At 69.9% G+C, this 26,285-nt stretch carries 26 protein-coding genes; 17 read left to right on the top strand and 9 right to left on the bottom strand.

Annotation, left to right across the window (positions count from 1 at the left end; translation table 11 throughout):
* Positions 1–6: 6 nt before the first annotated feature.
* Positions 7–771, top strand: coding sequence for an SDR family NAD(P)-dependent oxidoreductase (locus W7U_RS17235; protein ID WP_008260573.1), 765 nt, complete (start codon positions 7–9; stop codon positions 769–771).
* Positions 768–2,000, top strand: coding sequence for a zinc-binding dehydrogenase (locus W7U_RS17230; protein ID WP_008260571.1), 1,233 nt, complete (start codon positions 768–770; stop codon positions 1,998–2,000). Before W7U_RS17235 ends, W7U_RS17230 begins: the two co-directional genes overlap by 4 nt.
* A 9-nt stretch (positions 2,001–2,009) precedes the next feature.
* Here the strand turns inward: W7U_RS17230 and W7U_RS17225 are convergent, their stop codons facing one another.
* The 3 genes from W7U_RS17225 to W7U_RS17215 are packed head-to-tail and all read right to left on the bottom strand — an operon-like array spanning position 2,010 to position 4,557.
* Complete coding sequence (locus W7U_RS17225) at positions 2,010–2,927, bottom strand: MBL fold metallo-hydrolase (RefSeq protein ID WP_008260549.1); 918 nt, start codon at positions 2,925–2,927, stop codon at positions 2,010–2,012.
* Positions 2,927–3,580: an L-fuculose-phosphate aldolase gene (locus W7U_RS17220; protein WP_008260548.1), complete on the bottom strand. Its 654-nt coding sequence runs from the start codon at positions 3,578–3,580 to the stop codon at positions 2,927–2,929. The genes W7U_RS17225 and W7U_RS17220 overlap by 1 nt, the downstream gene beginning before the upstream one ends.
* Positions 3,577–4,557, bottom strand: a complete 981-nt coding sequence (locus tag W7U_RS17215; RefSeq protein WP_008260547.1) for an NAD(P)-dependent oxidoreductase — start codon at positions 4,555–4,557, stop codon at positions 3,577–3,579. The genes W7U_RS17220 and W7U_RS17215 overlap by 4 nt, the downstream gene beginning before the upstream one ends.
* Before the next feature lie 30 nt (positions 4,558–4,587).
* Here W7U_RS17215 and W7U_RS17210 point away from each other — a divergent pair, with 30 nt between their 5' ends.
* On the top strand, positions 4,588–5,949 hold the full coding sequence (locus W7U_RS17210; protein WP_036429609.1) for an FGGY-family carbohydrate kinase: 1,362 nt from the start codon (positions 4,588–4,590) through the stop codon (positions 5,947–5,949).
* Positions 5,950–5,958: 9 nt separating this feature from the next.
* A complete protein-coding gene (locus W7U_RS17205; RefSeq protein ID WP_008260545.1) occupies positions 5,959–6,627 on the top strand; it encodes a GNAT family N-acetyltransferase in 669 nt (222 codons plus the stop codon).
* A gap of 19 nt (positions 6,628–6,646) precedes the next feature.
* Here the strand turns inward: W7U_RS17205 and W7U_RS17200 are convergent, their stop codons facing one another.
* A complete protein-coding gene (locus W7U_RS17200) occupies positions 6,647–7,570 on the bottom strand; it encodes a class I SAM-dependent methyltransferase (protein ID WP_008260544.1) in 924 nt (307 codons plus the stop codon).
* 246 nt (positions 7,571–7,816) lie between these two features.
* On the opposite strand from W7U_RS17200, the gene secY reads away from it, so the two are divergent.
* The 8 genes from secY to W7U_RS17160 are packed head-to-tail and all read left to right on the top strand — an operon-like array spanning position 7,817 to position 14,258.
* The gene (gene secY, locus W7U_RS17195) at positions 7,817–9,142 is read left to right on the top strand and encodes a preprotein translocase subunit SecY (protein ID WP_008260543.1); all 1,326 of its coding nucleotides are present in this window, start codon (positions 7,817–7,819) and stop codon (positions 9,140–9,142) included.
* Positions 9,139–9,684 carry an adenylate kinase gene (locus tag W7U_RS17190; RefSeq protein ID WP_008260542.1) on the top strand — a complete coding sequence of 182 codons (546 nt, stop codon included), beginning with the start codon at positions 9,139–9,141 and terminating at the stop codon, positions 9,682–9,684. Before secY ends, W7U_RS17190 begins: the two co-directional genes overlap by 4 nt.
* Before the next feature lie 2 nt (positions 9,685–9,686).
* On the top strand, positions 9,687–10,490 hold the full coding sequence (map, locus tag W7U_RS17185) for a type I methionyl aminopeptidase (protein WP_008260541.1): 804 nt from the start codon (positions 9,687–9,689) through the stop codon (positions 10,488–10,490).
* 39 nt (positions 10,491–10,529) lie between these two features.
* Entirely contained in the window at positions 10,530–11,075 is a 546-nt protein-coding gene (locus W7U_RS17180; protein WP_036429496.1) for a sigma-70 family RNA polymerase sigma factor, read from the top strand.
* Between the two features lie 30 nt (positions 11,076–11,105).
* Positions 11,106–11,825, top strand: coding sequence for a zf-HC2 domain-containing protein (locus W7U_RS17175; protein WP_036429494.1), 720 nt, complete (start codon positions 11,106–11,108; stop codon positions 11,823–11,825).
* A 14-nt stretch (positions 11,826–11,839) separates the two neighbouring features.
* The gene (locus W7U_RS17170; RefSeq protein ID WP_008260538.1) at positions 11,840–13,048 is read left to right on the top strand and encodes an NAD(P)/FAD-dependent oxidoreductase; all 1,209 of its coding nucleotides are present in this window, start codon (positions 11,840–11,842) and stop codon (positions 13,046–13,048) included.
* Positions 13,049–13,071: 23 nt separating this feature from the next.
* On the top strand, positions 13,072–13,638 hold the full coding sequence (locus W7U_RS17165) for a DUF4389 domain-containing protein (RefSeq protein WP_008260537.1): 567 nt from the start codon (positions 13,072–13,074) through the stop codon (positions 13,636–13,638).
* Positions 13,635–14,258: a class I SAM-dependent methyltransferase gene (locus W7U_RS17160; RefSeq protein ID WP_008260536.1), complete on the top strand. Its 624-nt coding sequence runs from the start codon at positions 13,635–13,637 to the stop codon at positions 14,256–14,258. Before W7U_RS17165 ends, W7U_RS17160 begins: the two co-directional genes overlap by 4 nt.
* Here W7U_RS17160 and W7U_RS17155 read toward each other — a convergent pair.
* Together W7U_RS17155 and W7U_RS17150 are read right to left on the bottom strand one after the other, a co-directional pair.
* A complete protein-coding gene (locus W7U_RS17155) occupies positions 14,245–16,761 on the bottom strand; it encodes an ABC transporter permease (protein ID WP_008260535.1) in 2,517 nt (838 codons plus the stop codon). The genes W7U_RS17160 and W7U_RS17155 overlap by 14 nt on opposite strands.
* Positions 16,758–17,453 carry an ABC transporter ATP-binding protein gene (locus W7U_RS17150; protein WP_008260530.1) on the bottom strand — a complete coding sequence of 232 codons (696 nt, stop codon included), beginning with the start codon at positions 17,451–17,453 and terminating at the stop codon, positions 16,758–16,760. Before W7U_RS17150 ends, W7U_RS17155 begins: the two co-directional genes overlap by 4 nt.
* Positions 17,454–17,507: 54 nt before the next feature.
* Between W7U_RS17150 and W7U_RS17145 the strand changes: the two genes are divergently transcribed.
* Genes W7U_RS17145 through W7U_RS17125 form a run of 5 tightly spaced genes read left to right on the top strand, consistent with a single transcriptional unit; the run spans position 17,508 to position 22,508 of the window.
* The gene (locus W7U_RS17145) at positions 17,508–19,283 is read left to right on the top strand and encodes a thiamine pyrophosphate-dependent enzyme (RefSeq protein ID WP_051070699.1); all 1,776 of its coding nucleotides are present in this window, start codon (positions 17,508–17,510) and stop codon (positions 19,281–19,283) included.
* A complete protein-coding gene (locus W7U_RS17140) occupies positions 19,264–19,911 on the top strand; it encodes a hypothetical protein (RefSeq protein ID WP_008260527.1) in 648 nt (215 codons plus the stop codon). The genes W7U_RS17145 and W7U_RS17140 overlap by 20 nt, the downstream gene beginning before the upstream one ends.
* Positions 19,912–19,918: 7 nt before the next feature.
* The gene (locus W7U_RS17135) at positions 19,919–20,938 is read left to right on the top strand and encodes a ketoacyl-ACP synthase III family protein (protein ID WP_008260525.1); all 1,020 of its coding nucleotides are present in this window, start codon (positions 19,919–19,921) and stop codon (positions 20,936–20,938) included.
* A complete protein-coding gene (locus W7U_RS17130; protein ID WP_008260524.1) occupies positions 20,938–21,993 on the top strand; it encodes an aminotransferase class I/II-fold pyridoxal phosphate-dependent enzyme in 1,056 nt (351 codons plus the stop codon). Before W7U_RS17135 ends, W7U_RS17130 begins: the two co-directional genes overlap by 1 nt.
* Positions 21,994–22,001: 8 nt before the next feature.
* Positions 22,002–22,508, top strand: a complete 507-nt coding sequence (locus W7U_RS17125; RefSeq protein WP_008260522.1) for a MarR family transcriptional regulator — start codon at positions 22,002–22,004, stop codon at positions 22,506–22,508.
* Between the two features lie 82 nt (positions 22,509–22,590).
* On the opposite strand, the gene mmsB is transcribed toward W7U_RS17125, so the two are convergent.
* The 3 genes from mmsB to W7U_RS17110 are packed head-to-tail and all read right to left on the bottom strand — an operon-like array spanning position 22,591 to position 26,207.
* Positions 22,591–23,478: a 3-hydroxyisobutyrate dehydrogenase gene (gene mmsB / locus W7U_RS17120; protein WP_008260520.1), complete on the bottom strand. Its 888-nt coding sequence runs from the start codon at positions 23,476–23,478 to the stop codon at positions 22,591–22,593.
* Between the two features lie 12 nt (positions 23,479–23,490).
* Positions 23,491–24,660 (bottom strand): isobutyryl-CoA dehydrogenase, encoded by a 1,170-nt coding sequence (locus W7U_RS17115; RefSeq protein WP_008260518.1) that lies wholly within the window; start codon positions 24,658–24,660, stop codon positions 23,491–23,493.
* Between the two features lie 26 nt (positions 24,661–24,686).
* Positions 24,687–26,207 carry a CoA-acylating methylmalonate-semialdehyde dehydrogenase gene (locus tag W7U_RS17110; protein WP_008260516.1) on the bottom strand — a complete coding sequence of 507 codons (1,521 nt, stop codon included), beginning with the start codon at positions 26,205–26,207 and terminating at the stop codon, positions 24,687–24,689.
* Positions 26,208–26,285: the final 78 nt, after the last annotated feature.

The following is a 26,285-nucleotide window of genomic DNA, read 5'->3' as shown; positions in this document are numbered from 1 at the left end:
TTACTGATGGCGTACGAGCGGGTGCTGATCACGGGCGCTTCGTCGGGTCTGGGCGCGGCCCTGGCCCGGCGGCTGGCCGGCGGTGGCGCGGTGGTCGGGCTGGTCGCGCGCCGCCGGGATCGGCTGGACGAGGTCCTGGCCGACTGCCGGCGCACCGCCCCGGGATCGGCGATGTGGGTCGCCGACCTGGCCGACACCTCCGCGCTGCGTGACCTGGCGGCGACCGCCTGGGACACGCTCGGGGGCATCGACGTGCTGATCAACAACGCGGCCGTCCCGAAGCGGCGCCCGGTCACCGCGCTGGATCCCGACGAGGTCGAAGCGGTCATGCGGGTCAACTTCTTCGCCCCGATGCGGTTGACGCTGGCCCTGTTGCCGCGGATGCGCGAGCGGGGATCGGGCATGATCGTCAACGTGTCCAGCGTCGGCGGCCGGCTCGGGATCATCCACGAAAGCGCCTACTGTGCAAGCAAATTCGCGCTGTGCGGCTGGAGCGAGGCGATGGCCGTGGACCTGCACGGCACACCGATCGCGGTGAAGCTGATCGAGCCCGGCCCGGTGGACACCGAGATCTGGGATCACCCGGGCAGCGAGGAACCCCTCTACCGGGGTCCCAAGGTTTCCGCCGACGAGGTGGCCGACGGCATCCTCGCCGCCCTGGGCACCGAGGGCTTCGAGCATTACGTGCCGGACATGAAACCGGTCGTCGACGCCAAGAACGCCGACCTCGACGCGTTCATCGCCGGAGCGGCGGGGCTGGCGGCGCCATGAGGGCGCTGGTCTACGGCGTGCCACCGGAGCCCGTCGAGGTGCCCGAGCGCGCCAACGCGCTCACCCAGAACCTCGCCCGCACCCCGACCGCGCTGCGCGAGGTGCCGGATCCGCAACTGCCGCAGGAGGACTGGGTGCTCACCCGGCCGCGGCTGACCGGCATCTGCGGGTCGGATTCCAAGCAGATCCTGATGGACTTCGGCGAAGGCGACGCCGACAACGCCATGTCCGCGTTCTGTTCGTTCCCGCAAGTCCTGGGCCACGAGGTGGTGGCCGACGTGGTGGCGCTGGGCCCCAGGGCGCGCGGCCTGCAGGTGGGGCAGCGGGTGGTGCTCAACCCGTGGCTGTCCTGCGGGCCGCGGGGCATCGCGCCGCCCTGCCCGGCGTGTCAGGCCGGCGACTACAGCCTGTGCTGGAGCTTCACCGACGGCGCCCTCAGCCCCGGCATCCATACCGGCGTCTCGGCCGACGTGACGGGCGGCTACGCCGAATTGATGCCCGCCCACGACAGCATGCTGTTCGCGGTGCCGGACTCGATCCCCGACGAGGTGGCCGTGTTCGCCGACCCGTTCTCGGTGTCCCTGCACGCGGTCACCCGCCACCCCCCGCCCGATACGGGCGCGGTGCTGGTGTACGGGGCCGGCTCGCTGGGGTTGTGCGCGGTCGCCATCCTGCGGGCGCTGTATCCCGGCGTGGCCGCGGCCGTGGTGGCCCGTTTCGGTGCCCAGGCCGAGCTGACCCGCCGGTTCGGCGCCGCGAAAGTCCTTGCCCACGAGCCGCGTTCGGACCTCATCGAGGAGCTCGTGGCGTGGGGCGGTGGCCGGCTGCGCCGGCCGCTGCTGGGCCTGCCGATGGCCCACCCCGGCGCGGTCGACGTCGTCTACGACACGATCGGAAAGCCCGAGACCTTCGAGGTGGGCGTCCGGGTCCTGCGCTCGCGGGGCACCCTGGTGAAGGCCGGCGTGCACGCGCCCGGCCGCTGGGAGGACAGCCCGCTCTACTTCAAAGAGATTTCCCTGGTGGGCTCCAACGCCTTCGGCGTCGAGGAGGTCGACGGGCAACGCAAGCACGCCATCGCCCACTACCTCGACCTGGCCGGCGCCGGACGCGTCGACCTGCGACCCATGCTCACCCATACCTTCGGGTTGGCGCGGTGGCGCGACGCTTTCTGGGCGCTCGCCGATCAGGGCGAGAGCGGCGCGGTCAAGGTGGCGATCGATCAGCGGTGACCTCGCACGTCACAGGGCTGGAATGTCCAGCCACTCACCGACTTCGAATTCGTCGCCGACCGCGCGGATCGTCGCGCCGCCGCGGCCGGGATAGTGCGCGGGTATCACCGTCGCTGTCGCCTGCGCGGCCTCGGTGAAGATGCGGCGGCGGGTCACTGCGGCCGCGGCGGCGTCGATGTCGAAGGCGCACGCGTCGCCGGGGCGACGCACCTGCAACGGGCTGTGGGTGAGGTCACCGACGAAGACCGCGGGTTGGCCCGCGTCCAGCCACAGCACCGAGGAGCCCGGCGTGTGCCCGGGGGCGGGCCGCAGCCGCAGCGAATCGCTGACCGCGTAGTCGTCCGACCACCGGATCAGTTGCCCCGCGGCGCCGATGGGTAACACGCTGTCCGCGAACACCAGCTGGTCGCCGCGCTGCTGGGCAGCTTCGGCTTCGGTGCGCGGCGACCGCCGCGCGGCGGGCCCGTCCGGTTCGAAGTGGCGATAGTCGGCGGCGGGCAGCAGGTACCGGGCGTTGGGGAACGTCGGCACCCAGTTGCCGTTGTCCAGCATGGTGTTCCAGCCGACGTGGTCGGAGTGCATGTGGGTGTTGACCACGACGTCGACGGCGTCGCGCTCGACGCCCGCCGAACGCAGCGCGGCCAAGAACGCCGTGTTCAGGTGGTCCAGGGGCGGCATGTGCGGGCGCAGCCGGTCGTTGCCGACGCCAGTGTCGACGATGACCGTCAGGCCGTCGACCTGTATGACCCAGCTCTGGATCGCGATGTGCCACTGATCGGTGTCGGGATCGAAGAAGTCGGGCACCAGCAGGTCGGCATTGTCGTGCCACCCCGACGGCGGGGTCCGGGGAAAGGACTTGGCGCCCAACGAGAATCGCAGTTCGACTACCCGCGCCAGGGTGGCGCGGCCGAGCCGGAACCGCCGCATCAGGCGTTGGCCCGCAGATAACCGTAGACCGCGGCGAAGTTGTTGTTGACGTCCTCGGGGATCGGCACCGGCCCTCCGAGAGCGCGTGCGCCCCACACGATTTGGGCGGTGCGCTCCACCAGCGCGGTGACGTGCAAAACCTTGTCGGGCCGCGGTCCCACCGCCACCAGGCCGTGGTTGGCGATCAGGGCGGCGGCGCGGCCCTCGAGCGCGGCGACCGCGTTGGTACCCACGTCGGCGGTCCCGGACGCGGCGTAATCGGTGCACCGGACGTCCCCGCCGCAATACACCGCGAACTCGTCGATGCACGCCGGGATCGGTTGGTGGGCGATGGCGAACATGGTCGCCCACACCGGATGACTGTGAATGACGCTGCCGATGTCGTCGAACGCGGCAAAGCAGGCCAGGTGCAGCTGCATCTCCGAGGACGGCGACCGGCCGTCGGCCGCCTGCAGCACCGAGCCGCCCGGATCGACCAGCACGAGGTCGTCGAGCTGCATGTCGCGGTAGTCGACGGAAGACGGGGTGATGACGATGTTGCCGTCGGCGCGGCGCGCCGAGATGTTGCCGGCGGTGCCCTCCACCAGGCCGCGGCGCAGCATGTCCTTGGCCGCGTCCAGCACCGAGGTCTCCGCGTTCTCGACGAATTTCATGGGCCTAGCACCTCCGGGTTGACGAGATGGGCGGGCGCGTCACCCTTCAGCAGCGCCTCGAGGTCGTCGGCCACCATCTGCGCCTGCCGGACCTCGGTGTTCCAGGTCGCGCCGCCGATGTGCGGCGTCAGCACGACGTTGTTCATCCCGACCAACGGGTGGTCGACCGGCAGCCATTCGCCGGCGAAGTGATCCAGGCCCGCGGCGGCCACCTTGCCCGCGACCAGGGCGTCGACCAGCGCGTCGGAGTCGTGCAGCTGGGCGCGGGCGGTGTTGAGGAAGACCACGCCGTCGCGCATGCCCGCGAACTGCCCGGTGCCGATCATGCCGGCCGTGTCATCGGTGACCGGCGCGTGCAGCGACACGATGTCGGCCTCGGCCAGCAGCTCGTCGAGGCTGTGCCGCGCGTCGGGGTTGTACGGGTCGTGCGCGATGACCCGCAGGCCCAGCCCGGACAGCCGCCACTGGGTGGCGCGGCCGACGGCGCCCAGGCCCACCAGCCCGGCGGTGAGCCCCGCGATCTCGCCGCCGCGGAAACGCTGATAGGGGATGCTGCCGTCGCGAAAGATGTTGCCGCTGCGCACATCCGCGTCCGCGGGCAGCACGTGGCGGGTGGCGGCCAGCAGCAGCGCCACCGTCATCTCGGCGACGGCGTCGGCGTTGCGGGCCGGGGTGTTCAGCACCGGGATGCCGGCCGCGGTGGCCCCGGCGATGTCGACGTTGTTGGGGTCGCCGCGGGTGGAGGCGATCGCGCGCAACCCCTGGGCGAACACCGGGCCGCGCACCGAATCGCTTTCCACCACCACGATTTCGGCGCCCTCGCTCGCGATCCGTTCGGCCAGCTGCTCGGCGCTGTAGATGCGCAGCGGGGTCTGTTCGATCCAGGGGTCATAGATCACGTCGGCCAGTTCCCGCAGCTTGGCGAAGCCCGGGCCCCGCATCGGGGCCGTGACCAAGGCGCGCGGTTTGGACGTCACGAATGCCAATGCTGGCGTACGGTGACGCCCGTGTCACGCAAAGACGTCACAATCGGCATCGACGTCGGCAGCACCGCGGTCAAGGCGATAGCCGCCGACGCCGACGGCAACGTGGCGGCGCGGGTGCGCATCCCCCACGCGCTGCGGGTCCCGGCGGCCGACCGCCTCGAGCACGACGCCGACGAGGCGTGGCGGCGGGGGCCGTCGGCGGCCCTGGCCGAACTGGCCCACCGGACCGACGTCGCGGCGGTGGCCGTCTCGGCGATGGTGCCGTCGATGACCGCCGTCGACGCCACGGGCACGCCGATCACGCCGGGGCTGCTGTACGGCGACGGCCGGGGCCGCACCCCCGGCGGGGACGCGCAGCCCCTGCCCGCGCTCGGCGAGGCGGCGGAGTTCCTGCGGTGGACGGCCGCGCAGGCGCCCGACGCCGCCGGCTACTGGCCCGCGCCGGCGGTGGCCAACCACGCGCTGGCCGGCGACGCCGTGATCGACATCGCCACCGCCGCCACGGCGTTCCCCCTGTTCGACGGGACCGGCTGGGACCCCACCGCCTGCGCCGAGCGCGGCGCCCGCATCGAGCAGATGCCGCGGGTGGAAAGCATGGGGGCCGTCGTCGGGGAGGTGCGCGGCAGCGGCGCCGCGCTGGCCACCGGCGCCATCGACGCGCTGTGCGAACAGATCGTGGCCGGCGCCGACCGCGACGGCGACGTGCTGGTGATGTGCGGCACCACGCTGATCGTGTGGACGACGATTTCCGAGCCCCGGCAGATGCCCGGGCTGTGGACCATTCCCCACACCACGCCCGGCAAGAGTCAGATCGGCGGGGCCAGCAACGCCGGCGGGCTCTTCCTCGGCTGGGTGGATCGCGTTGTGGCGCAAGCGGATCCGACGGCCGTCGAACCCGGCCGCGTACCGGTGTGGTCGCCCTACCTGCGCGGCGAGCGCAGCCCGTTGCACGACCCGGACCGCCGCGGCCTACTCGAGGCGCTGGATCTGACCCATGACGCCGCCGCGCTGCGGCGCGCCGCCTACGAGGCGTCCGGCTTCGTGGTGCGCCAGCTCATCGAACTGTCCGCCGCGCCGGTGTCGCGCATCGTGGCCACCGGCGGCGGCACCCGGGTCGGGCCGTGGCTGCAGGCCATCGCCGACGCCACCGGGCGCCCCGTCGAGGTGTCCGCGGTGGCGGAGGGGGCCGCGCTGGGGGCCGCCTTCCTCGCCCGCATGGCCGCCGGCCTGGAGACGACGATCGCCGACGCCGCCCGGTGGGTGCGCACCGAGCGCGTCGTCGAGCCCGATCCCGCGTGGGCGGCGGCGCTCGAGGACCGCTACCACCGCTTCCTACAGATGGCAGACCGCCGATGTGGCGCGGTGGCACCACCGCCGTTCTAGGCTGGTGCAATGACCGACCACGACCGCAAAGCCACCCGCCGGGAAATCGCCGACGCCCTGTCGAAAGCCGTGGAGCGGCGGCACGAAATCGCCGACGCCATCGTGGAATCAGAGAACAGGGCGGCCGCGGTGGAGGCGATCGTCCGGCTGCTCGACACCTCCCACCTGGCCGCCGAGGCGGTGATGGGCATGTCGTTCGATCAGCTCACCATCGACTCGCGCCGCAAGATCCTCGCCGAACTCGAAGACCTCAACAAGCAGCTGAGCTTCACCCTCGGCGAGCGCCCGGCGAGCTCGGGGGAGACCCTGGAGCTGCGGCCCTTCTCCGCCGCCACCGACCGCGACATCTTCGCCGTGCGCACCGAGGAGATCGGCGCGGCCGGCGACGGCTCGGGCGGGCCGGCCGGCAGCCTGGACGACGAGATCAGCGCGGCCCTCGGGCGCGTCGACGACGAGGAGGCCGCGTGGTTCGTGGCCGTCGACTCCGGCCAGAAGGTCGGCATGGTGTTCGGCGAGCTGGTCCGCGGCGAGGTCAACGTGCGGATCTGGATCCACCCCGATTACCGCAAGCGGGGCTACGGCACCGCCGCGCTGCGCAAGTCGCGCTCGGAGATGGCGTGGTGTTTCCCCGCGGTCCCGATGGTCGTGCGCGCACCGGCGGCCAAGCCCCCGGGCTGAGCGCTGGGCGTGGCCGCGGTTATGAGCCCAATGTCGCGGTGACCGCGACGATGTTGGGGTGCGGCGACGACCCGTCGTCGTCGGGGAATTCCAGGCCGTAGTCGCCGAACAGATCGCGGCGCGCCCGGGTGGCCACCTGCCACCCAAGGCCGGTGAGGTAGTCGACGACGTTGCTGCGCTCGCCGTCGAAGAACAGCCCCGAAAGGTCGATGTCGCAGCCGACTTTGGCCCACCTGTCGTTGAACTCCCGGGCGCGTTGCATCATCGTCGTCCCGTTGTCGGCGTGGAATTCGGTGGCCAGCTTGCTGCCGGGCGCGCTGAGCGCCGCGATGTTGTCGAAGAGCCGGTCCTGCGCGTCGGGCGGCAGATACATCAGCAGGCCCTCGGCGCTCCACGCCGTCGGTCGCGTCACGTCAAAACCGCTGCCGCGCAACGCCGCCGGCCAGTCCTCGCGCAGGTCGATGCCGACGGTCCGCCGGTCCGCGGCCGGGGCGGCGCCCAGGCTGGCCAGGGTGGCGCTCTTGAACTCGACGACCTTGGGTTGATCGACCTCGTACACCACGCTGCCGGGCGGCCAGCCCAGCCGGTAGGCACGTGCGTCGAGGCCGGCGGCCAGGATCACCGATTGGCGAATCCCGTCGCGGGCGGCGTTGAGGAAGAAGTCGTCGAAGAAGCGGGTGCGCACCGCCATCGAATCGGTCTCCAGCGCCAGCTCCTTCGCGCCGCCTCCGGGCGCCCCGTCGGCCTCGGCCTCGGTGACCTCGCCGTCGACCAGGCGGCGGAAGAAATCCAGGCCGACCGCCCGCACCAACGGCGCGGCGAACGGGTCGTTGATGATCGGATTGGTTCCCCCGCTGGCCAGCGCGCGGGCCGCGGCGACCATCGTGGCCGTGGCGCCGACGCTCGACGCCAAGTCCCAGCTGTCTTGGTCGGTGCGTGTCATACTGCTCCCAAGTTACTTAGCAAATGCAACGAGACAGCCGCACTCTACGCCCCCGGCCTGACGGCTTCCTGTGCTACTTCCGGGGCCCGGTCGCAGCATTTCCGGTGGCCGCGGGAAAGGCCCTGACCGGACCTGACCGGACCAGCTGTTAGTCTCGTACACGGTTCGACGCGCGACGCCGTACGTCCTGGCCTGCGGGAGTTGGGCGCGTGATGCAGGAAACCCCCGGCTGCGCAGGAGGAAGAGTTGCTTTCCGCTTTCATCTCATCGCTGCGGACAGTCGACCTGAGACGGAAGATCCTCTTCACGCTTGGCATCGTCGTCTTGTATCGGGTCGGCGCCGCGCTGCCGTCCCCGGGCGTCAACTATCCGAACGTCCAGCAGTGCATCAAAGAGGCCAGCGGCGGCGCGGCCGGACAGATCTATTCGCTGATCAACCTGTTCTCCGGCGGCGCGCTGCTCAAACTCACGGTGTTCGCGGTGGGCGTGATGCCCTACATCACCGCCAGCATCATCGTGCAGCTGCTCACCGTGGTCATCCCGCGGTTCGAGGAACTGCGCAAGGAAGGCCAGTCCGGCCAGGCCAAGATGACGCAGTACACCCGCTATCTGGCGATCGCGCTGGCGATCCTGCAGGCCACGAGCATCGTGGCGCTGGCCGCCAACGGGGGGCTGCTGCAGGGCTGCTCGCTGGACATCATCGCCGACCAGAGCATCTTGACGCTGATCGTCATCGTGTTGGTGATGACCGGCGGCGCGGCCCTGGTGATGTGGATGGGTGAGCTGATCACCGAACGCGGCATCGGCAACGGCATGTCGCTGCTGATCTTCGTCGGCATCGCGGCCCGCATCCCCGCCGAGGGCAAGACCATCCTGGACAGCCGAGGCGGCATGATCTTCACCGCCGTGCTCATCGCCGCGCTGATCATCATCGTCGGCGTGGTGTTCGTCGAGCAGGGCCAGCGGCGCATCCCGGTGCAATACGCCAAGCGCATGGTCGGCCGCCGGATGTACGGCGGCACCTCGACGTATCTGCCGCTCAAGGTCAACCAGGCCGGTGTCATCCCGGTGATCTTCGCGTCCTCGCTCATCTATATCCCGCACCTGATCACCCAGCTGATCCGCAGCGGCAGCGGCGGCGTGGGCAACAGCTGGTGGGACAAGTTCGTCGGCAGCTACCTGTCCGACCCCAGCGATCCCGTCTACATCGGCATCTATTTCGGGCTGATCATCTTCTTCACGTACTTCTACGTGTCGATCACCTTCAACCCCGACGAGCGCGCCGACGAGATGAAGAAGTTCGGCGGGTTCATCCCCGGGATCCGGCCGGGCAAGCCGACCGCCGATTACCTGCGGTTCGTGCTGAGCCGGATCACGTTGCCGGGTTCGATCTACCTCGGTGCGATATCGGTGCTGCCCAACCTGTTCTTGCAGATCGGCAACGGCGGGGCGGTACAGAACCTGCCGTTCGGCGGCACCGCGGTGTTGATCATGATTGGCGTGGGCTTGGATACGGTCAAGCAGATCGAGAGTCAGCTCATGCAGCGCAACTATGAAGGGTTCCTCAAGTGAGAGTCGTTTTGCTGGGTCCGCCGGGGGCGGGCAAGGGGACGCAGGCGCAGAAGCTCTCCGAAAAGCTGGGGATCCCGCAAATCTCCACCGGTGAGCTGTTCCGCAGCAACATCGAGAACGGCACCAAACTGGGCCTGGAGGCCAAGCGCTACCTGGACGCCGGTGACCTGGTGCCCTCGGAGCTGACCAACCAGCTCGTCAACGACCGGTTGAGCGACCCGGACGCGGCCAACGGCTTCATCCTGGACGGGTTCCCGCGGTCGCTGCAGCAGGCCAAGGCGCTGCACGAGATGCTCGAACGCCGCGGCACCGACATCGACGCGGTGCTGGAGTTCCGGGTCTCCCAGGACGAGCTGCTGGCGCGCCTCAAGTCGCGCGGCCGCGCCGACGACACCGACGACGTCATCCTGAACCGGATGAAGGTCTACCGGGACGAGACCGCCCCGCTGCTGGACTACTACAGCGACGAACTCAAGACCGTCGACGCCATCGGCACCATGGACGAAGTGTTCGCCCGCGCGCTGCAGGCGCTGGGCAAGTAGACATGACCCCGCTGGCGCGGCTGCGGAGTCGCAAGGTGGTGCCGCAGCGCAGCGCCGGCGAACTCGACGCGATGGCCGCGGCGGGCGCGGTCGTGGCGGCCGCGCTGCAGGCCGTCCGCGCCGCCGCGGTGTCCGGCGTGTCGACGCTGAGCCTCGACGAGATCGCCGAATCGGTGATCCGGGACGCCGGCGCGGTGCCGTCGTTCCTGGGCTATCACGGCTACCCGGCATCGATCTGCGCGTCGGTCAACGAGCGGGTGGTCCACGGAATCCCTTCGGCCGCAGAGGTTTTGGGCTCCGGTGACCTGGTATCGATCGACTGCGGCGCCGTGCTGGACGGCTGGCACGGCGACGCCGCGATCACCTTCGGGATCGGGACGCTGGATGCGGCCGACGAAGCGCTGTCGCAGGCCACCAGGGAATCGCTGGAGGCCGGGATCGCCGCGATGGTGCCCGGCAACCGGTTGACCGACGTATCGCACGCCATCGAGATGGGTACGCGCGCGGCCGAGGCCCGCCACTCGCGGTCCTTCGGGATCGTCGAGGGATACGGCGGCCACGGCATCGGCCGGCAGATGCACATGGACCCGTTCCTGCCCAACGAGGGTTCACCCGGGCGCGGCCCGCAGCTGGCCCCCGGGTCGGTGCTGGCCATCGAGCCGATGCTGACGCTGGGAACGGGCAAGACCGTGGTGCTCGACGACCAGTGGACGGTGGTCACCACCGACGGCTCGCGGGCGGCACACTGGGAGCACACCGTCGCGGTCACCGAGTCCGGACCGCGCATCCTGACCCTGGTGAACTAAACCTCTGCTCTGCTCGTTTCCCGGGCAGGAGGTGATCGAGTGGCTCGTGTGGCTGGTACTCGGAACGCGTCAGCGGCTGCCGAAGCCGCTCTGATGAAGGCGCTCTACGACGAACACGCCGCGGTTCTGTGGCGCTACGCGTTACGCCTGACGGGGGACACGAGCCAGTCCGAGGATGTGGTCCAGGAAACGCTGCTGCGGGCGTGGCAGCATCCCGAAGTCGTCGGGGACACCGAGCGCTCGGCGCGGGCGTGGTTGTTCACCGTCGCCCGCAACATGATCATCGACGATCGGCGCAGCGCGCGGTACCGCAACGTCGTCGGTTCGACCGACGTTTCGGGGGCGCCCGAACAGTCCACGCCGGACGAGGTCAACGCGGCCCTGGACCGATTGCTGATAGCGGACGCGATGGCCCAGCTGTCCGCCGATCACCGAGCGGTGATCGAACGGTCCTACTACCGCGGTTGGACCACCACGCAGATTGCTGCAGACCTCGGCATCGCCGAGGGAACGGTGAAGTCGCGACTACACTATGCCGTACGGGCGTTGCGACTCACTCTGCAGGAACTTGGGGTTACCCGATGAGGGGCTCCGAAGGCTTGAGGGGTGAAGGACATGGATGAAATGAACACGCCGGTGGCCGATATCGGCCCTCCCGAAGACCGCTACGCGATGTGGGATGCCGCATACGTGCTGGGGTCGCTGTCGGCCGCGCAACGCCGCGAATTCGAGACGCACATGGCGCGCTGCCCGGCCTGCCGTGAGGCGGTCGCCGACCTCAGCGGCGTGCCGGCCCTGCTTTCGCAACTGGACCGCGACGAGGTGGCCGCGATCGACGAGTCCGGTCCGGCGCCGGAGATGTCCGAGGAGATGCTGCCGTCGTTGCTGGCCGCGGTGCGGTGGCGCCGGCGGCGTACCCGGGTGGTGACCTGGGTGGCCTCCGCCGCGGCGGCCGCGGTGCTGGCGATCGGGGTGTTCGTCGGCCTGCAGGCGTGGTCGTCGACTCCCGCCCAGCAGGTGACCGCGTCGGCCGAGCCGATGGCGCAGGTGGGCACCTCGCTGCTGACCTCCAGCGTCCAGGTCACCGGCCAGCACTGGGGCACATCCATCGCGCTTCGGTGCGTGTGCCTGGCCCCGCTGAACGCGCACCATGACACGCTGGCGATGGTCGTGGTGGGTCGCGACGGCAGCCAAACCCGGCTGGCGACCTGGGTGGCCGTGCCCGGTCACACGGCGACACCCGTGGGCGCGATCTCGACCCCGGTCGACCAGATCGCCGCCGTGCAAGTGGTCGCCGCCGACAGCGGCAAGGTGTTGTTGCAGCGTTCGCTGTAGAGATCGGAGCCAGCGTGTTCGGGCGTCCGCTTCGGGTGCTGGTGGTGGGCGCCGGCGTGGCCGGCATCTCCGTCGCCCGCGGCTTGGTGAGGGATGGACATGACGTCACCGTCTTCGAGCGCCGGCCCGACGTGCGGGCGCCCGGCGGTGCGGTGACGATCTGGTCCAACGGCGAGGCGGTGCTGAACCAGCTGGGTGTCGACATGGGCGGCGCCGGCCGGCTGCTGGCCACCGTGCGGGCCGTGACGTCCCGCGGCCGGCCGCTGGCCACGCTGGACGTCACCGCGATGGTGCGGCGGCTGGGCGCACCCGTGCGGATGGTTCCGCGCCGAGTATTGCTGGAACGCCTTCTCGACGGGTTCGACGCCGAGCGCATCCGGTGCGGTTCCCCGGTGATCGCGGTGAACCGTACGGACGTCGGTGTCTGCGTGGAGTTCGGCGACGGCACCGTGGCTGATGCGGACGTGGTGATCGGTGCCGACGGTCTGCACTCGATGGTGCGCAATTGCGTTGGCGCGCAAGCCGCCAAGCCGACCGGCTGGTGCAGTTGGCAGGGGCTTGCCACTGTCCCGGAGATCGCGGATTCCGATGCCGCGCTGATGATCATCGGTGCGCGCGGAAACCTCGGCCTGTGGCCCGCCGGCGGGTCGGAGGTGCAGTGGTGGTTCGACCTGCCGTGGTCGCATGGCTTCGTCCGACCGCAGCGCCCGATCGAGATGATCCGGTCCCACTTCGCCGGATGGTCCGACTCTGTCGACCGGGTGCTCGCGACGCTGAGCGACGACGACCTGGCCGGCTCGCCGTTCCCGCATTTTCGCCATCCGATTCCGGGCCCGGGGCACGGCCCCGTCACGTTGCTCGGCGATGCCGCGCACGCCATGCCGCCCACCCTGGCGCAGGGGACCAACCAGGCGCTGCTCGACACGATGGTTTTGTGCAAGGCGCTGAGGGGTTTTCGCGGTGGGACCAACGGCGGCGCCGATGTCTCGGCCGCCCTGCGGTGGTACGAGAGGATCCGTCGACGCAAAGTCATGGCCGTGTCCTGGGTGGCGTCACTGCCGGTGTCGCACGGTGAGTTCGTGCTGCGACCGGCCGCGCTGATCTCCGACCGGCTGCAGGCCGGCGCGCTGACGACGTTTCTGCGCCTTACCAGTCACCGCCGGATGTCCGCCGAAATCAGCCGAAACTTGGGGGTAGCGGCGACGGTCCCGTCCAGCCCGTGAACAGCCCGGCCGATTCCGTAAGAGTGCGAGGCGATTTCGACGCGCCCTCGCGCTGGCTCTGGCTGGTGAAGTGGTGCGTGCTGGCCGTGCCGCACTACCCGATACTGATACTGCTCTACCTGATCTATCCGTTCTCGACCGTGGCGGCCGGCGTGGCCATCCTGTGCACCGGGCGTTATCCGCGGCCGCTGTTCGCATTCAACGTCGGCGTGCTGCGCTGGTCGTGGCGGGTGATGAACTACCGCTTCCCGATGAACAGCACCGACAGGTATCCGCCTTTCACGCTGGCGTCTCGGCCCGACTACCCCGGCGATCTCGCGGTCGACTATCCCGAGCGGCTGAAAAACTGGGCGGTGCTGGTGAAGTGGCTGCTGGCCATCCCCCAGGTTCTGCTGTGCTGGTCGATGGAGGCGCCGCTGCAGGTGCTGTGTGTCATCGCCGCGCTGGCGCTGCTGTTCACCGGGACGATCCCACCGGGCGCGTTCGATCTACTCATGGGCATGGTCCGCTGGCGATACCGGGTGGCGGTGTACGTGTCTTTGATGCGCGACGAATACCCGCCGTTCCGAATGGATTTGGGCGCCCGATGACCCTGCGAAGCAGGGCGTTCCCCTACGTGTACCGATTCGGCCAGCCGCTTTTCGACCGGCTCTTTTACCACCGCTACCGACGGGCGGCGCTGAGTAACGCGACCGGCCGGCTGCTGATGCTCGGGCTGGGGCCGGGAACCGACTTGATGTTTCTGCCCGACACGGTGACGTCGGTCGCCGCCGTGGAGCCCGCGGCGCCGTTCCGGCGGATGGCCGCCAGGCTCGCCCGGCGCCGCGGCATCGCGGTCGACCTCGTCGAGGGAACGGGCGAGTCGATTCCCTTCCCGGACAACTCTTTCGAATCCGTCCACGCCGGGCTGGTGTTGTGTTCGGTCGGCGACGTGGCCGCAACCCTCGGCGAGATCCGGCGGGTGCTGGTGCCCGGCGGCAGGCTCGTGGTCCTCGAGCACGTGCGCGGTGGCGGCGCGACCGGCCGGTTCCAGGATCTGATCGCCAAGCCGTGGTCGTGGCTGGCCGGTGGCTGCGAGCCGAACCGGCGCACCCTCGAGGCCATCGCCGCCGCCGGATTCGACACCGCCGCGGTGCGCAGCATCCGAACGCCGGTGCCCTTCCCGTGCAAACCCCATCTGCAGGGATTCGCCACCGTCACTCGACGCTGACCGCCTCGATGATGGACAGGCGCGCAGCGCGCCGTGCCGGTGGCACCGAGCCGAGCAGGCTGATCGCCAGCGCCCCGAGCGTGAAGGCAAGCGCCGGGGGGCTCGGGTGGAAACCGACTTCGAAATTCATGATGTCCCCGCTGATGCGGCTGAACAACCACTGGTCGGTCAGGCCGAGCGCCAGCCCCAAAACGCCGCCGACGACACCGATTCCGGCCGCCTCCGCCAGCACCATCCGCAAGGTGAACCGCCGGCTGGATCCCATGGCGCGCAGCACGCCGATTTCGCGGCGGCGTTCGTTCACCGAGAGCGTCAGCGTGTTGAGCAGTGCGACCGCGGCCACCGCCACGACGATGACCCACACCGCGTTGGCGATGAACATGCTCTGACGCAGCGGGGCCTGCAGCCCCGCCAGCGCGGTGGGGCCGTCGTACACGTGGTTCGGGGCCGGCGCCGCCTCGCGGACGCCGGCCAGCAGCCGCTGCCGATTCACCCCCTGGGCGGCGGCGATTTGCAGTGTCGTCGCCGCCGGGCGATCGAACCAGGCCCGCATCTGGTCGAGGTCGATTCCGACGGTGCCGATCACGGTCGAGAAGAACGGCACCAGAGCCAGCACGGTGACCGACCGCGGGCCGTGCGGCGTTTGGAGCCGCAGTTGGTCGCCCGCCCGGACGTGCAGAGTGGTGCCGAGATTCCGCGTCAGCACCACACCGCGGCCGGCGAGCACCTCGGTGCGCGCCCGTTCGTCGAGCGCCCGGAAGAGCGCATCGTTGCTGCCGGCGGAAAACCCGTCGAGCAGGACGCGGGTACCGCCGACCACGGCGAAACCGAACGCTCCCTCGGTCACCCGTGCCACGCCGGGAAGCGCGGCGACCTTCGCGGAAAGCCCCTGTGGCAGAACGTCGGTGGGGTAGCTGTCGGGAGGGTCCGCGCTCACCCACACGTCGGTATCGGTGACCGGTGCGAAGGTGTCGCGCGCGGACCGAATCATGTCGGCGTTCGTGCCGGTGATCACGACGGTGGTGAGTACCCCGATGAGCACGGTCATCACGGTCGCCCACACCCGGCGCGGCGCACGCTGGATCGTCGCCGCGGCCAGCGCCCCGGACGACCCCAGCGTGCGCGCCATCGCCGCCGTGGCGTGGACGATGGGCGCGGTGAGCGCGAAGCCCAGGGCGATCTCGGCGCCCAGCACCGGGGCCATCGCCACGACGGCGTAGCTGCCGCGCTGGCCGGTGACGACCGGCGTCGACACCGCGAACACCGCCACCGCACCAACCCCGCCGGCGATGCGCAGCCACCGCGGCACCGTGTCGGCCGCCGAGGCCCCGACCGGCGCGAGCGCCTCGATCGGCGAGACCTTGTACACCTGCCGCGCCGCCATCGCCGAGGCCGCCACGCTGGTCAGCGCCGTCGCCGCGAGCGCCAGCGGTATCGCATAACCGGGCAGCCAATACTGCACGCGGGCTTCGAGCCCTTGCGTCATCGCCGGGGGTAAGCGCCCAATCGCGATGTGGCCCGCCACAATTCCCATGCCGGACCCGATAGCCCCGCCGATCAGGCCGAGCACCGCCGCCTCCGCCAGCATGTCGCCGACGATGGTGGCGCGCCGGCCGCCGATCGCCCGCAGCATCGAGATGACCGGCCGGCGCGCGGTGATCGCCATCGTCATCGTGGTGTAGATCAAAAACGCGCCGACCACCAACGCGACCGCGGCGCCCAGCAGGGCCATGTAGTTCATCAGCCTGACGCCGTCGCCGGCGCGGGCCGCCCGAAAGCTCGGGGCCGCGACGATCGCACGGCCGTGCACGGCGGCGGTGACCGCGGCGCGGACGGCGCCGGGGTCGGCGCCCCGCTTCATGGTGATCAGTATCGAGTCGAGTTGACCGGTGCGGCCGGTGGCGTTCTGCGCCAAGGCAAGTGGCGCAAGCACGTAGTGCCCGCCGTTGAGGTCCTCGTATCGCTTGCCCGCGAGCACATCGGTCACCGTGACCGACGCCGAACCCAGTTGAAACGCCTGGCCTTTCGCATAGCCGACGCGGGGTCCGGCCTGAACGCCGGACGGGGTCGAGGACAGCGCCTGCACCGGCCGGGTGACCACGTCCTTGAGGGCGCCGCCCAGGGCGGCGGTGCTCGCGTCGGCGCCCAGCAGCAGCACCGGACCCGACGGTGTGGACGCCGACGCCCGGATCATCGGTGCGGCGGTGGCTACGCCGGGGACGGCGGCCACGTCGGCCAGTATCGAGTCGGGGAATCCGCCGTCGGTGATGCCGGACACCTCGAGCGCGGCGACGCCGGCGATCCCGTCGGCCAGCCGGCCCACCGACCCGGTGATCGACCCGAAGATGCCGAAGATCGCCACCAAATACGTTGCCGAGACTGCCATTACGGCGATCGACGCGAACGTGCGGCGCCGATGCACGGCCAGCTCGCGCAGGCTGAACACGCGCAGCCTGCTCGCCGCGGCCGCGAGCTTGAAGCCGCGCCGCGCCCCGGGCCTCACCCCGCGACCGCCATGACGTCCGAACCGACGCGACCGTCCTGCAGCGTGATCACCCGGTCGGTGGCCGCGGCCGCGTCGGCGTTGTGGGTCACCATCACCACCAGCCGACCCCCACCCTCCTCGTGCGCCACCTCCGCCAACAGCGCCAAAATGGACGCGCCCGTCGCGGAGTCCAGGTTCCCGGTCGGCTCGTCGGCGAGGATCAGCGGCGGGTTCATCATCAAGGCACGCGCGACCGCGACCCGCTGCATTTGGCCGCCGGACAGTTCCGCCGGCCGGTGCTGCGCCCGGTTGCCGAGCCCGACCCGGTCCAGCAGGCGGATCGCATCCGGCTTGGCCCTGCCCAACCGGACTCCGTCGAGCAGTTTGGGGATCGCCACGTTCTCCCAGGCCGACAGCGTCGGCAGCAGGTTGAAGAACTGGAAGATGAAACCCACCCGCCGATGGCGGAACCGCGACTGCTGTTCATCGCCAAGACGGGCGATTTCCTCGCCGTCGAACGCGATCGACCCCGAATCGGGGGAATCCAAGGCGCCGAGCAGGTGCAACAGCGTGCTCTTGCCCGCCCCGGACGGCCCGACGACCGACACGAACTGCTCGTCCGCCAGCCGCAGGCTGACGCCGTCGAGCGCCCGCACCGTTTGACCGCCGACCCGGTATTCGCGCACGACGTTGCAAAGTTCGACCGTCATTCAGACATCACGATGACCGGCGGTGAACGGTTCATGTACTGGATCTGGACGACGATGAACCGACCGGGCCGCTACCTCGTTTCTTCAGGCATGCTTGGCAGGCACCGGGTGGTCGACCACATCGTCGGGCACCTCGCGGCGATCGGAGTCGATCACATCTTCGGTGTGGACGGCGCCAACATCGAGGACGTGTACGACTCCGCGCACTTTTGCCCCGACATCGACGCGGTGTTGGCCAAGCACGAGTTCTCCGCGGCCACCATGGCCGACGGGTACAGCCGAAGCGGGGCCGGGGTGGGCGTGGTGGCCGCGACCTCGGGCGGCGGAGCGCTGAACCTCGTTGCGGGTCTGGGCGAGTCGCTGGCGAGCCGGGTTCCGGTGCTGGCGTTGGTCGGCCAGCCCGCCCGCACGATGGACGGCCGCGGCAGCTTTCAGGACACCAGCGGCGCAAACGGATCGTTGAACGCCGAGGCATTGTTCTCGGCGGTATCGGTGTTCTGCGAGCGGCTGCTCACGCCGGCCGACATCGTCTCGCTGCTGCCCCGGGCCATCGCCGCGGCGCGCACCGGCGGACCGGCGGTGTTGTTGCTGCCCAAGGACATTCAGCAGGCCCATCTCGACGCCGGGCGTGACGACGATGACGCGGATGGCATGCGGGCCGCGATCGGCAACCCGCATCCGATCGCGGCCGAGCTGCGGCGGGTGCAGGGGCGGGTCACGATCCTGGCCGGCGAGCAGGTGGCGCGCGACGACGCCCGCGCCGAACTCGAAGAGCTACGCGCGCTGCTGCACGCGCGGGTGGCGACCGTCCCGGACGCGAAGGATGTCGCTGCTGCAGACGGGGGACCGGCCGCGCTGGGGGTGACCGGTGTCATGGGTCACCGCAACGTGGCCGAGGCGGTGGCCGCCAGCGCGGTGTGCCTCATCGTCGGCACCCGGCTGGCGGTCACCGCGCGCGGCGGCCTGGACGAGGCGCTGGCGGCGGTGCGGACGGTCTCGATCGGTTCGGCGCCGCCGTATCTGCCCTGCACCCACGTGCATACCGATGATCTGCGCGGCTCGCTGCGCGCGCTGACCCATGCGGTTCGCCACCGCGGGCGGCCGGCCGGTCCGCGCATCCCCGGCGCGGGCCGGCCCGCCGAAATGACGCCCCCGCCCTTCACCGGGCCGGGCGTGCGGTACCGCGAGGCCATGGCGGTGCTGGACGATGTCGTGCCCGACGGGTCCGACATCGTGGTCGACGCCGGCAACACCGGCGCCGCGGCCATCCACTATCTCCCGGTGCGACGCGGCGGCAGGTTCGCCGTCGCGCTCGGCATGGGCGGCATGGGCTACAGCTTCGGCGCCGGGATCGGAATGACGTTGGGGCGAGCCAACACCGGCCGCCCGGCCGGCCGCACCGTGGTGATCGCCGGTGATGGCGCGTTCTTCATGCACGGCATGGAGGTGCACACGGCCGTGCAGTACCGGCTACCGATGACGTTCGTGTTGTTCAACAACAACGCGCACGCCATGTGCGTGACCCGCGAGCAGCTGTTCTACGACGACCTGTACAGCTACAACCGGTTTCGTCCCAGCCGGCTCGGCGCCGGCCTGGCGGCGATGTTCCCCGGCCTGGCGGCGGTGGACGTCAGCGACGCCGATGGATTCGCCGCGGCCATGGGCGCGGCGCTCGACATCGACGGCCCGGCGGTGGTCAGTGTCGAGTGCGCCGCCGACGAGATCCCGCCGTTCGCACCATTTCTCACCGCCGCGCCCGCCAAAGGCCATGGGGTGGACCAGATTTCACATGCTGAGGAGAACTTGACCAATGTCGCTGCCAGCGCTTGAGGATATCCCGGACCTCATCGACGGGGTCACCCGCATCGAAACCAGCCCCAGGGAGAAGGCCACGCCGATCATCATGGACATGATGCGGTCGGTGTACCCGCACGACCAGGTCTTCGGGCAGTACTGCACCGTCAACGACTACGTCGACTGCCCGCCCGACGAGCTCTACGAGTACATGGCCGACACCCGCAGCCTGGAGGAGTGGACGTACAGCCTGCGCGGGTTCACCCCCACCGACGAGCCCGGATTATGGCTGGCGCACGACCGGCTCGGCTCGGAAACCGAGATCTACACACGCACCGTCGCCAACGCCCAGGCGCGGACCGTGGATTACCACTGCGCCTGGGATCAAGGCAAGCATCTGTGGATGATCTACCTGATGCGTGTCGTCGACGCCCAGACCGTCCTCGACAAGCCGGGATCGGTTGTGCTGTGGACGAATTGTCACCACCCCTTCTACGACCACAACCCGTACCCGGAGACCGCTCCGGCGCAGCGGCCCGTGTGGGTCGGCGACTTCTGGGACATGTTCGCCGCCGGCCACCTGCTGGAGTTGCGCAACCTCAAGGCGATCGCCGAGTACCGCCACCGCAACGGCCTGCCCGTGACGCCGGTGTGGATGAGATGAGCAGACCATGGCTAAGCCGACTGTCAGCCTGATCGACGTTTCCACCTATCTGCCGGGCGAGCCGATTCCCGCCGGCTACTACGCCCGATTCGCCGAATCCGACGACCTGCGCGACAACGTGATGTTCCGCGCCCCGAAGTTTCGCCATCACGTCGGCGCGGACGAGAGCTCGGTCGACATGATCGAGCGTGCGGCCCGGGGGCTGATCGAACGGCACGGCCACGACGTCGTCGAAGGTGCGGACGTGCTGATCACCCACACCCAGGTACCCGACATGGCGTTCTACGGCCAGGGTGGCGGCATCGCGCATCGGCTGGGCATGCGGCCGTCCTGGGTGCTCGACCTGAACAACGGCGGCTGCGCCGCATTCGTGTTGGCGCTCAACGTGGCCCGCACATTGCTGTCCGCGGGCCAGGGGCGCACCGCGCTCATCGCGATCGCGCAGAACGCGGCCGGACAATTCTTCGATCAACCGACCATCCGCCGCAAGGCGCAGTCGGCGGTGCCCGGTGACGGCGCCGCCGTGGGACTGGTCGCGCTGAGCGAACACTCGCCCATCCTGGATGTCGAGTGCCGCACCTACGGCGAGTATGCGGGCGAAATGACGCTGTCCTACGACCCGCCGCGCAAGTGGTGGCAGGCCGGCCCCGGCGAGGGCAGCATCGGTTTCACGGAGAGCAAGATCACCAAGGTGCTGGCCCGCGGCAACCGGCAGGTTCCGGAAGTGGCGCTGGCGGTGTGTGACCGAATCGGGTTGGCCGCCAAGGACCTCGACCTGCTGGTCACCAACCAGCCCAACCGGGCGTTTCTGCGCAATTGGCGCGACGCGCTCGAGTTGCCCCCGCAACGCCATCGGGACACCTTTGACGAGTGCGGCAACCTGTTCGGTGCCGGGATCCCGATCAATCTGGACCGCGCGATCGCCGACGGCCAGCTGGGCGCCGGGGAAGTGGTCATGATGGCGGCCTTCGCGCATGCCGGCGACTTCGCCGGCGCCGCCGCGGTGCGCTGGGGCGGACGAGGCTGATGCACGCGGTTCCGGCCCCGGTTGCCGGCCAGATCTGCGATGCGCTGCCCAACGCGGTGGATCCGTTCGCCCTGTCGCTCAACGAGAATCCGTTTCCGCCGCTACCGTCGGTGCGTTCGGCGTTGATTCGGTCCGTTTCCGCGGCGAACCGGTATCCGGAGTTCTTGCCGGAGCGGTTGCGCGGCCTGATCGCCGGCCACATCGGTGTGCCCGCCGACCGGGTGGTGCTGGGCGCCGGGGCGACGGGCGTCGTGTTGCAGGCGCTGCAAGCGCTGACCGCGCCGGGCGACACGATCGCCATGGCGTCGCCGACGTTCGATGGCTATCCGATCGTCGCGCAACTGGCACGATTGAACTCGTCGCTCGTCCCGCTGGACGCGCACGGCCAGCACGACCTCGACGCGCTGGCCGAGGCGGCCGGCGCCGCCCGTGTGGTGGTGGTGTGCCGGCCGCACAATCCGACCGGCACGCTGGAGCCCGCGGCCGCCGTACTCCGGTTCCTGCGCCGGGTGCCGCACGACACCGTCGTGCTGCTCGACGAGGCCTATATCGAGTTCACCGCTCCCGAGCACCGTTTCGACGTGGCGGCACTGGTCACGCGTTTTCCCAACGTCGTGGTGGTGCGGACCTTCTCCAAAGCCTACGGCCTGGCCGGGCTGCGAATCGGTTACGCGGTGGCGTCCCACCAGCTGGCGCCGACGCTGTGGACCCAGCAGCTGCCGTTCGGCATCGCGATCACCGGCCTGCTCGCTGTCGCGGCGTCGTATGCCGCGGAAGGTGAACTGCTGCGCCGGATCCGGCTGATCACCGCCGAACGCCGCTATCTCCGGATGCGCCTGAGCGCGCTGGGGATCTACACGGCCGACGCGCACGCGAACTTCATGTATCTGCCGTCTCAACAGGGCTGGTCGTGGCGTGAGGCTTTCGGCGACGACGCTCCGCGCGTGCGGTATTACGCGGACGGTGCCGCGCGGATCACCGTGGGCGGTCGCGCATCGACGACGGCGGTGCTGTCGGCGTTGGGAAAGGCCACGCTCGGGCTCCAAGTGCGGTAAGAAGGGGCGTGGCCGACTCACGACCGGACAAGCGTGATCCGATCGCCGCGGCGCGGGCCAACTGGGAGCGCGCCGGGTGGGGTGACGTGGCTCCGGGCATGGTCGCGGTGACGTCGGTGATGCGTGCGCACCAGATCCTGCTGGCCCGCGTGGAGACGGCGCTGCGGCCCTACGACCTCAGCTTCTCCCGGTACGAATTGCTGCGGCTGCTGGCGTTCAGCCGCTCCGGCGCGCTACCCATCACCAAGGCCTCCGACCGGCTGCAGGTTCACGTCACCAGCGTCACCCACGCGATCCGCCGGCTGGAGGCCGACGGGCTGGTGCAGCGGGTTCCGCACCCCACCGACGGGCGCACCACGCTGGTCCAGATCACCGACCTGGGCCGCTCGACGGTCGAGGACGCGACGATCACGCTCAACAAGCAGGTGTTCGCCGATCTCGGGATGTCCGACGCCGAATCGCAGGACCTCGCGTCGTCGATCGAGACGTTGCGCCGCAACGCCGGCGACTTCTGAGCTCGTCGTCCCGCGCCCCCAACGTCGAGTTGTTGCGGCGAATCGGCTTATTTCCCGCCACAAGTCGACGTTCGGCGCGCGGTCAACGCAGCGTCTCGATGATCGCGCTGAAGTCCTTGTCACCGTGGGAGGCGTCCGACGCAACGAACTCAGCGTAGATCTCGGCGGCGTGGCGGCCCAGGGGGGCGGTCGAACCGCTCGAGGACACCGCATCCATCGCCAGTCCAAGGTCCTTGTTCATCAGCGCGGTCGCAAACCCCGGCTTGAAGTCGTTGTTGGCCGGCGACGTCGGGACCGGGCCCGGCACAGGGCAATTGGTGTGCACGGCCCAGCAGTTTCCGGTCGCCCCGGTGATCACGTCGAACAGCGACTGCGCCGACAGGCCGAGCTTTTCGGCCAGGACGAACGCCTCGCCGATCGCGATCTGCTGCACCGCCAGCACCATGTTGTTGCACACCTTGGCGGCCTGGCCCGCCCCGGCGGCGCCGCAGTGAATGATCTTGCCCGCCATGGGTTCCAGCACCGGCCGCGCGCGTTGCAGGGCGGCGTCGTCACCGCCCACCATGAACGCCAGCGTCCCGGCGACCGCGCCGTTCACCCCGCCCGAGACGGGCGCGTCCAGCTGGGCGATGCCGCGCGACTCCGCCAGCGCATGCACCTCGCGGGCGTCGGCGACCGAGATCGTGGAGCTGTCGATGAACAGAGCACCGGGCCGCGCCGCGGGCAGGATCTCCGCGTAGCAGCGCTTCACCAACTCGCCGTTGGGCAGCATGGTGATGACCACGTCCGCACCGGCCACCGCGTCGACGGCGGTGTCGAAGGCGGCGACGCCGGCCGCCGCGGCCGCGGACAGCGCCGCGGGCACCGGGTCGAATCCGCGCACCGCGTGGTTGGCCGCAACGAGGTTCGTCGCCATGGGCCCGCCCATGTGGCCCAACCCCAGGAAAGCCACGGTCACGTGCTCGGTCATCTGAAGACCCTTCTATGCGGTTGCCGGAGAAGCTCTGAACCGTGCGGCTTCTGCCCGACCGATGACCACTCGCATGATTTCGTTGGTGCCTTCCAGGATCCGGTGCACCCGCAGGTCGCGCACGATCTTTTCCAGACCATACTCGCGCAGGTAGCCGTAGCCGCCGTGCAGCTGCAGGGCCTTGTCGGCGACCTCGAAGCAGGTGTCGGTGACGTAACGCTTGGCCATCGCGCACAACTCGACCTTGTCGGGATCGTCGGTGTCCAACGCATTGGCCGCGCGCCACAACATCATGCGCGACGTCTCGAGGCCGGTCGCCATGTCGGCCAGGGTGAACCGGATGGTCGGTTCGTCGAGCAGGGACTTGCCGAACGCCTGCCGATCGCGAACGTAGGTTCCCGCCTTGTCGGCGGCGGCCTGGGCGCCACCGAGCGAGCACGCGGCGATGTTGAGCCGGCCGCCGTTGAGGCCGTTCATCGCGATGCCGAATCCGGCGCCCTCGCCGTCCGCGCCACCCAGCATCGCCTCGGCCGGCACCCGCACGCCCTCCAGGATCACCTGGGCGGTGGGCTGGGCATGCCAGCCCATCTTCTCCTCCGGCGCGCCGAAACTCAGCCCCGCACTGTCCTTTTCGATGACGAACGCCGAGATGCCGCGCGGGCCGTCGCCGCCGGTCCTGGCCATCACCACGTAGACGTCCGAGGCGCCCGCGCCCGAGATGAACTGCTTGACCCCGTCGAGGACATAATCGCCGCCCTCTTTGACCGCGCGGGTGCTCAACGCGCTGGCGTCGGAGCCGGCGCCCGGCTCGGTGAGGCAGTAGCTGGCGATGACGTCCATCGAGGCCAACCGCGGGACCCAGTCCTTGCGCTGTTCGGCGGTGCCGAACGTGTCGATCATCCACGCGCACATGTTGTGGATCGACAGGAACGCGGCGGTGGTGGGGTCGGCGATCGCCAGCTGCTCGAAGATGCGGACCCCGTCGAGCCGGCGCAGCCCGCTGCCGCCGACGTCCTCGCGGCAGTAGATCGCCGCCATGCCGAGCTCCGCCGACTCACGCAGCACGTCGGTCGGAAAGTGCTTGGCCGCATCCCATTCCAGGGCGTGCGGGGCAAGGCGCTTGGCGGCGAACGCGGCGGCCGTCTCGGTGATCACCCGTTCGTCGTCGTCAAGGGTAAACATAGTGAGGCCGGAATTCCTTCTCGGTTCTAATCCATTGTGGGAATGACGAATTCGGCGCCGTCCTTGATGCCGGACGGCCACCGCGACGTCACCGTCTTGGTCTTGGTGTAGAAGAGGATCGACGACGGACCGTGCTGGTTGAGGTCGCCGAAGCCGGAGCGCTTCCAGCCGCCGAAGGTGTGGTAGGCCACCGGCACCGGGATCGGCACGTTGACACCGACCATCCCGACCTGCACGCGGGAGACGAAGTCGCGGGCGGCGTCGCCGTCGCGGGCGAAGATGGCCACGCCGTTTCCGTACTCGTGCTCGGACGGCAGACGCAGGGCCTCCTCGTAGTCGTGGGCGCGCACGATGCACAGGACGGGCCCGAAGATCTCGTCGGTGTAGATCGACATGTCCGGGGTGACGTGGTCGAACAGGGTCGGCCCGATGAAGAAGCCGCCTTCGAGGTTGGCGTCACCGAAAGTCAGGTCGTCGCTGGCGCGTTCGCGGCCGTCGATGACCAATTCGGCGCCCGCGTCGACGCCCTGGCCGATGTAGTCGCGCACCCGCGCCACGGCGGCTTCGGTCACCAGCGGACCGTAATCGGCCTTGGGGTCCAGGCTGTGGCCCACGCGCAGGTTGTTGATCCGCTCGATGAGCCGGGCGCGCAGCCGGTCCGCGGTCTGCTCACCGACCGGGACCGCGACGCTGATCGCCATGCAGCGCTCGCCCGCGCTGCCGTATCCCGCGCCGATCAGCGCGTCGACGGCCTGGTCCAGGTCGGCATCGGGCATCACGATCATGTGGTTCTTCGCGCCGCCGAAGCACTGCGAACGCTTGCCGGTGGCCGCGGCCCCGGCGTAGATGTACTGAGCGATGTCGGAGCTGCCGACGAACCCGACCGCCTGGATGTCCGGGTGGTTCAGGATGGCGTCGACGGCCTCCTTGTCGCCGTGCACGACCTGGAACACGCCCGGTGGCAGGCCGGCCTCGACGAAGAGTTCGGCGAGGCGCACCGGGACCGACGGGTCGCGCTCGCTGGGCTTGAGCACGAACGCGTTGCCGCAGGCCAGCGCCGGGCCGGCCTTCCACAACGGGATCATCGCCGGGAAGTTGAACGGCGTGATGCCCGCGACCACGCCCAGCGGCTGGCGCAGCGAATAGACGTCGATGCCCGGACCGGCGCCCTCGCTGTATTCGCCCTTGAGCAGGTGCGGGATGCCGATGGCGAACTCGATGACCTCGATGCCGCGCTGGATGTCGCCCTTGGCGTCGGCCAGGGTCTTGCCGTGCTCGCGCGACAGCAGCTCGGCCAGCTCGTCGTTGTGTTTGTTGACCAGCTCGATGAAACGCATCATCACCCGCGCGCGGCGTTGCGGATTCGTTGCGGCCCAACCTTTTTGGGCCTCGAGGGCCGACGCCACCGCGGCGTCGATGTCGGCCTGGCCGGCCATCGGCACCTGGGCCTGGACACTCCCGGTGCTGGGGTCGAAGACGTCGGCGGTGCGGCCGGGCTGGCCGGCGGTGCGCCGACCGTCGATGAAGTGGGGAATCTGTGTGGTCATGGGGCCCTCGGATGTGGTTGACGCGCTCAAGCGGATACTTGCATATCCTAGTAACCCGGTTCGGGCCTTGGCAAGGTG

The organism is Mycobacterium sp. H4Y (assembly GCF_000364405.1).
Classification (GTDB): Bacteria; Actinomycetota; Actinomycetes; order Mycobacteriales; family Mycobacteriaceae; genus Mycobacterium; species Mycobacterium intracellulare.
Note: the sequence above shows the minus strand (reverse complement) of the source record. Positions and strands in the feature narration are given on the sequence as shown.

Excerpts from the sequence above, each read along its gene's own strand:
- W7U_RS17150 (WP_008260530.1), bottom strand. The coding sequence starts at position 17,453 with ATGACGGTCGAACTTTGCAACGTCGTGCGCGAATACCGGGTCGGCGGT.
- W7U_RS17115 (WP_008260518.1), bottom strand. The coding sequence starts at position 24,660 with ATGTTTACCCTTGACGACGACGAACGGGTGATCACCGAGACGGCCGCC.
- W7U_RS17200 (WP_008260544.1), bottom strand. The coding sequence starts at position 7,570 with ATGACACGCACCGACCAAGACAGCTGGGACTTGGCGTCGAGCGTCGGC.
- W7U_RS17230 (WP_008260571.1), top strand. The coding sequence starts at position 768 with ATGAGGGCGCTGGTCTACGGCGTGCCACCGGAGCCCGTCGAGGTGCCC.
- W7U_RS17220 (WP_008260548.1), bottom strand. The coding sequence starts at position 3,580 with ATGAAATTCGTCGAGAACGCGGAGACCTCGGTGCTGGACGCGGCCAAG.
- map (WP_008260541.1), top strand. The coding sequence starts at position 9,687 with ATGACCCCGCTGGCGCGGCTGCGGAGTCGCAAGGTGGTGCCGCAGCGC.
- W7U_RS17140 (WP_008260527.1), top strand. The coding sequence starts at position 19,264 with ATGTCGCTGCCAGCGCTTGAGGATATCCCGGACCTCATCGACGGGGTC.
- W7U_RS17110 (WP_008260516.1), bottom strand. The coding sequence starts at position 26,207 with ATGACCACACAGATTCCCCACTTCATCGACGGTCGGCGCACCGCCGGC.
- W7U_RS17145 (WP_051070699.1), top strand. The coding sequence starts at position 17,508 with ATGAACCGACCGGGCCGCTACCTCGTTTCTTCAGGCATGCTTGGCAGG.
- W7U_RS17235 (WP_008260573.1), top strand. The coding sequence starts at position 7 with ATGGCGTACGAGCGGGTGCTGATCACGGGCGCTTCGTCGGGTCTGGGC.
- W7U_RS17205 (WP_008260545.1), top strand. The coding sequence starts at position 5,959 with ATGACCGACCACGACCGCAAAGCCACCCGCCGGGAAATCGCCGACGCC.
- W7U_RS17225 (WP_008260549.1), bottom strand. The coding sequence starts at position 2,927 with ATGCGGCGGTTCCGGCTCGGCCGCGCCACCCTGGCGCGGGTAGTCGAA.
- W7U_RS17175 (WP_036429494.1), top strand. The coding sequence starts at position 11,106 with ATGGATGAAATGAACACGCCGGTGGCCGATATCGGCCCTCCCGAAGAC.
- mmsB (WP_008260520.1), bottom strand. The coding sequence starts at position 23,478 with ATGACCGAGCACGTGACCGTGGCTTTCCTGGGGTTGGGCCACATGGGC.
- W7U_RS17160 (WP_008260536.1), top strand. The coding sequence starts at position 13,635 with ATGACCCTGCGAAGCAGGGCGTTCCCCTACGTGTACCGATTCGGCCAG.
- W7U_RS17135 (WP_008260525.1), top strand. The coding sequence starts at position 19,919 with ATGGCTAAGCCGACTGTCAGCCTGATCGACGTTTCCACCTATCTGCCG.
- W7U_RS17130 (WP_008260524.1), top strand. The coding sequence starts at position 20,938 with ATGCACGCGGTTCCGGCCCCGGTTGCCGGCCAGATCTGCGATGCGCTG.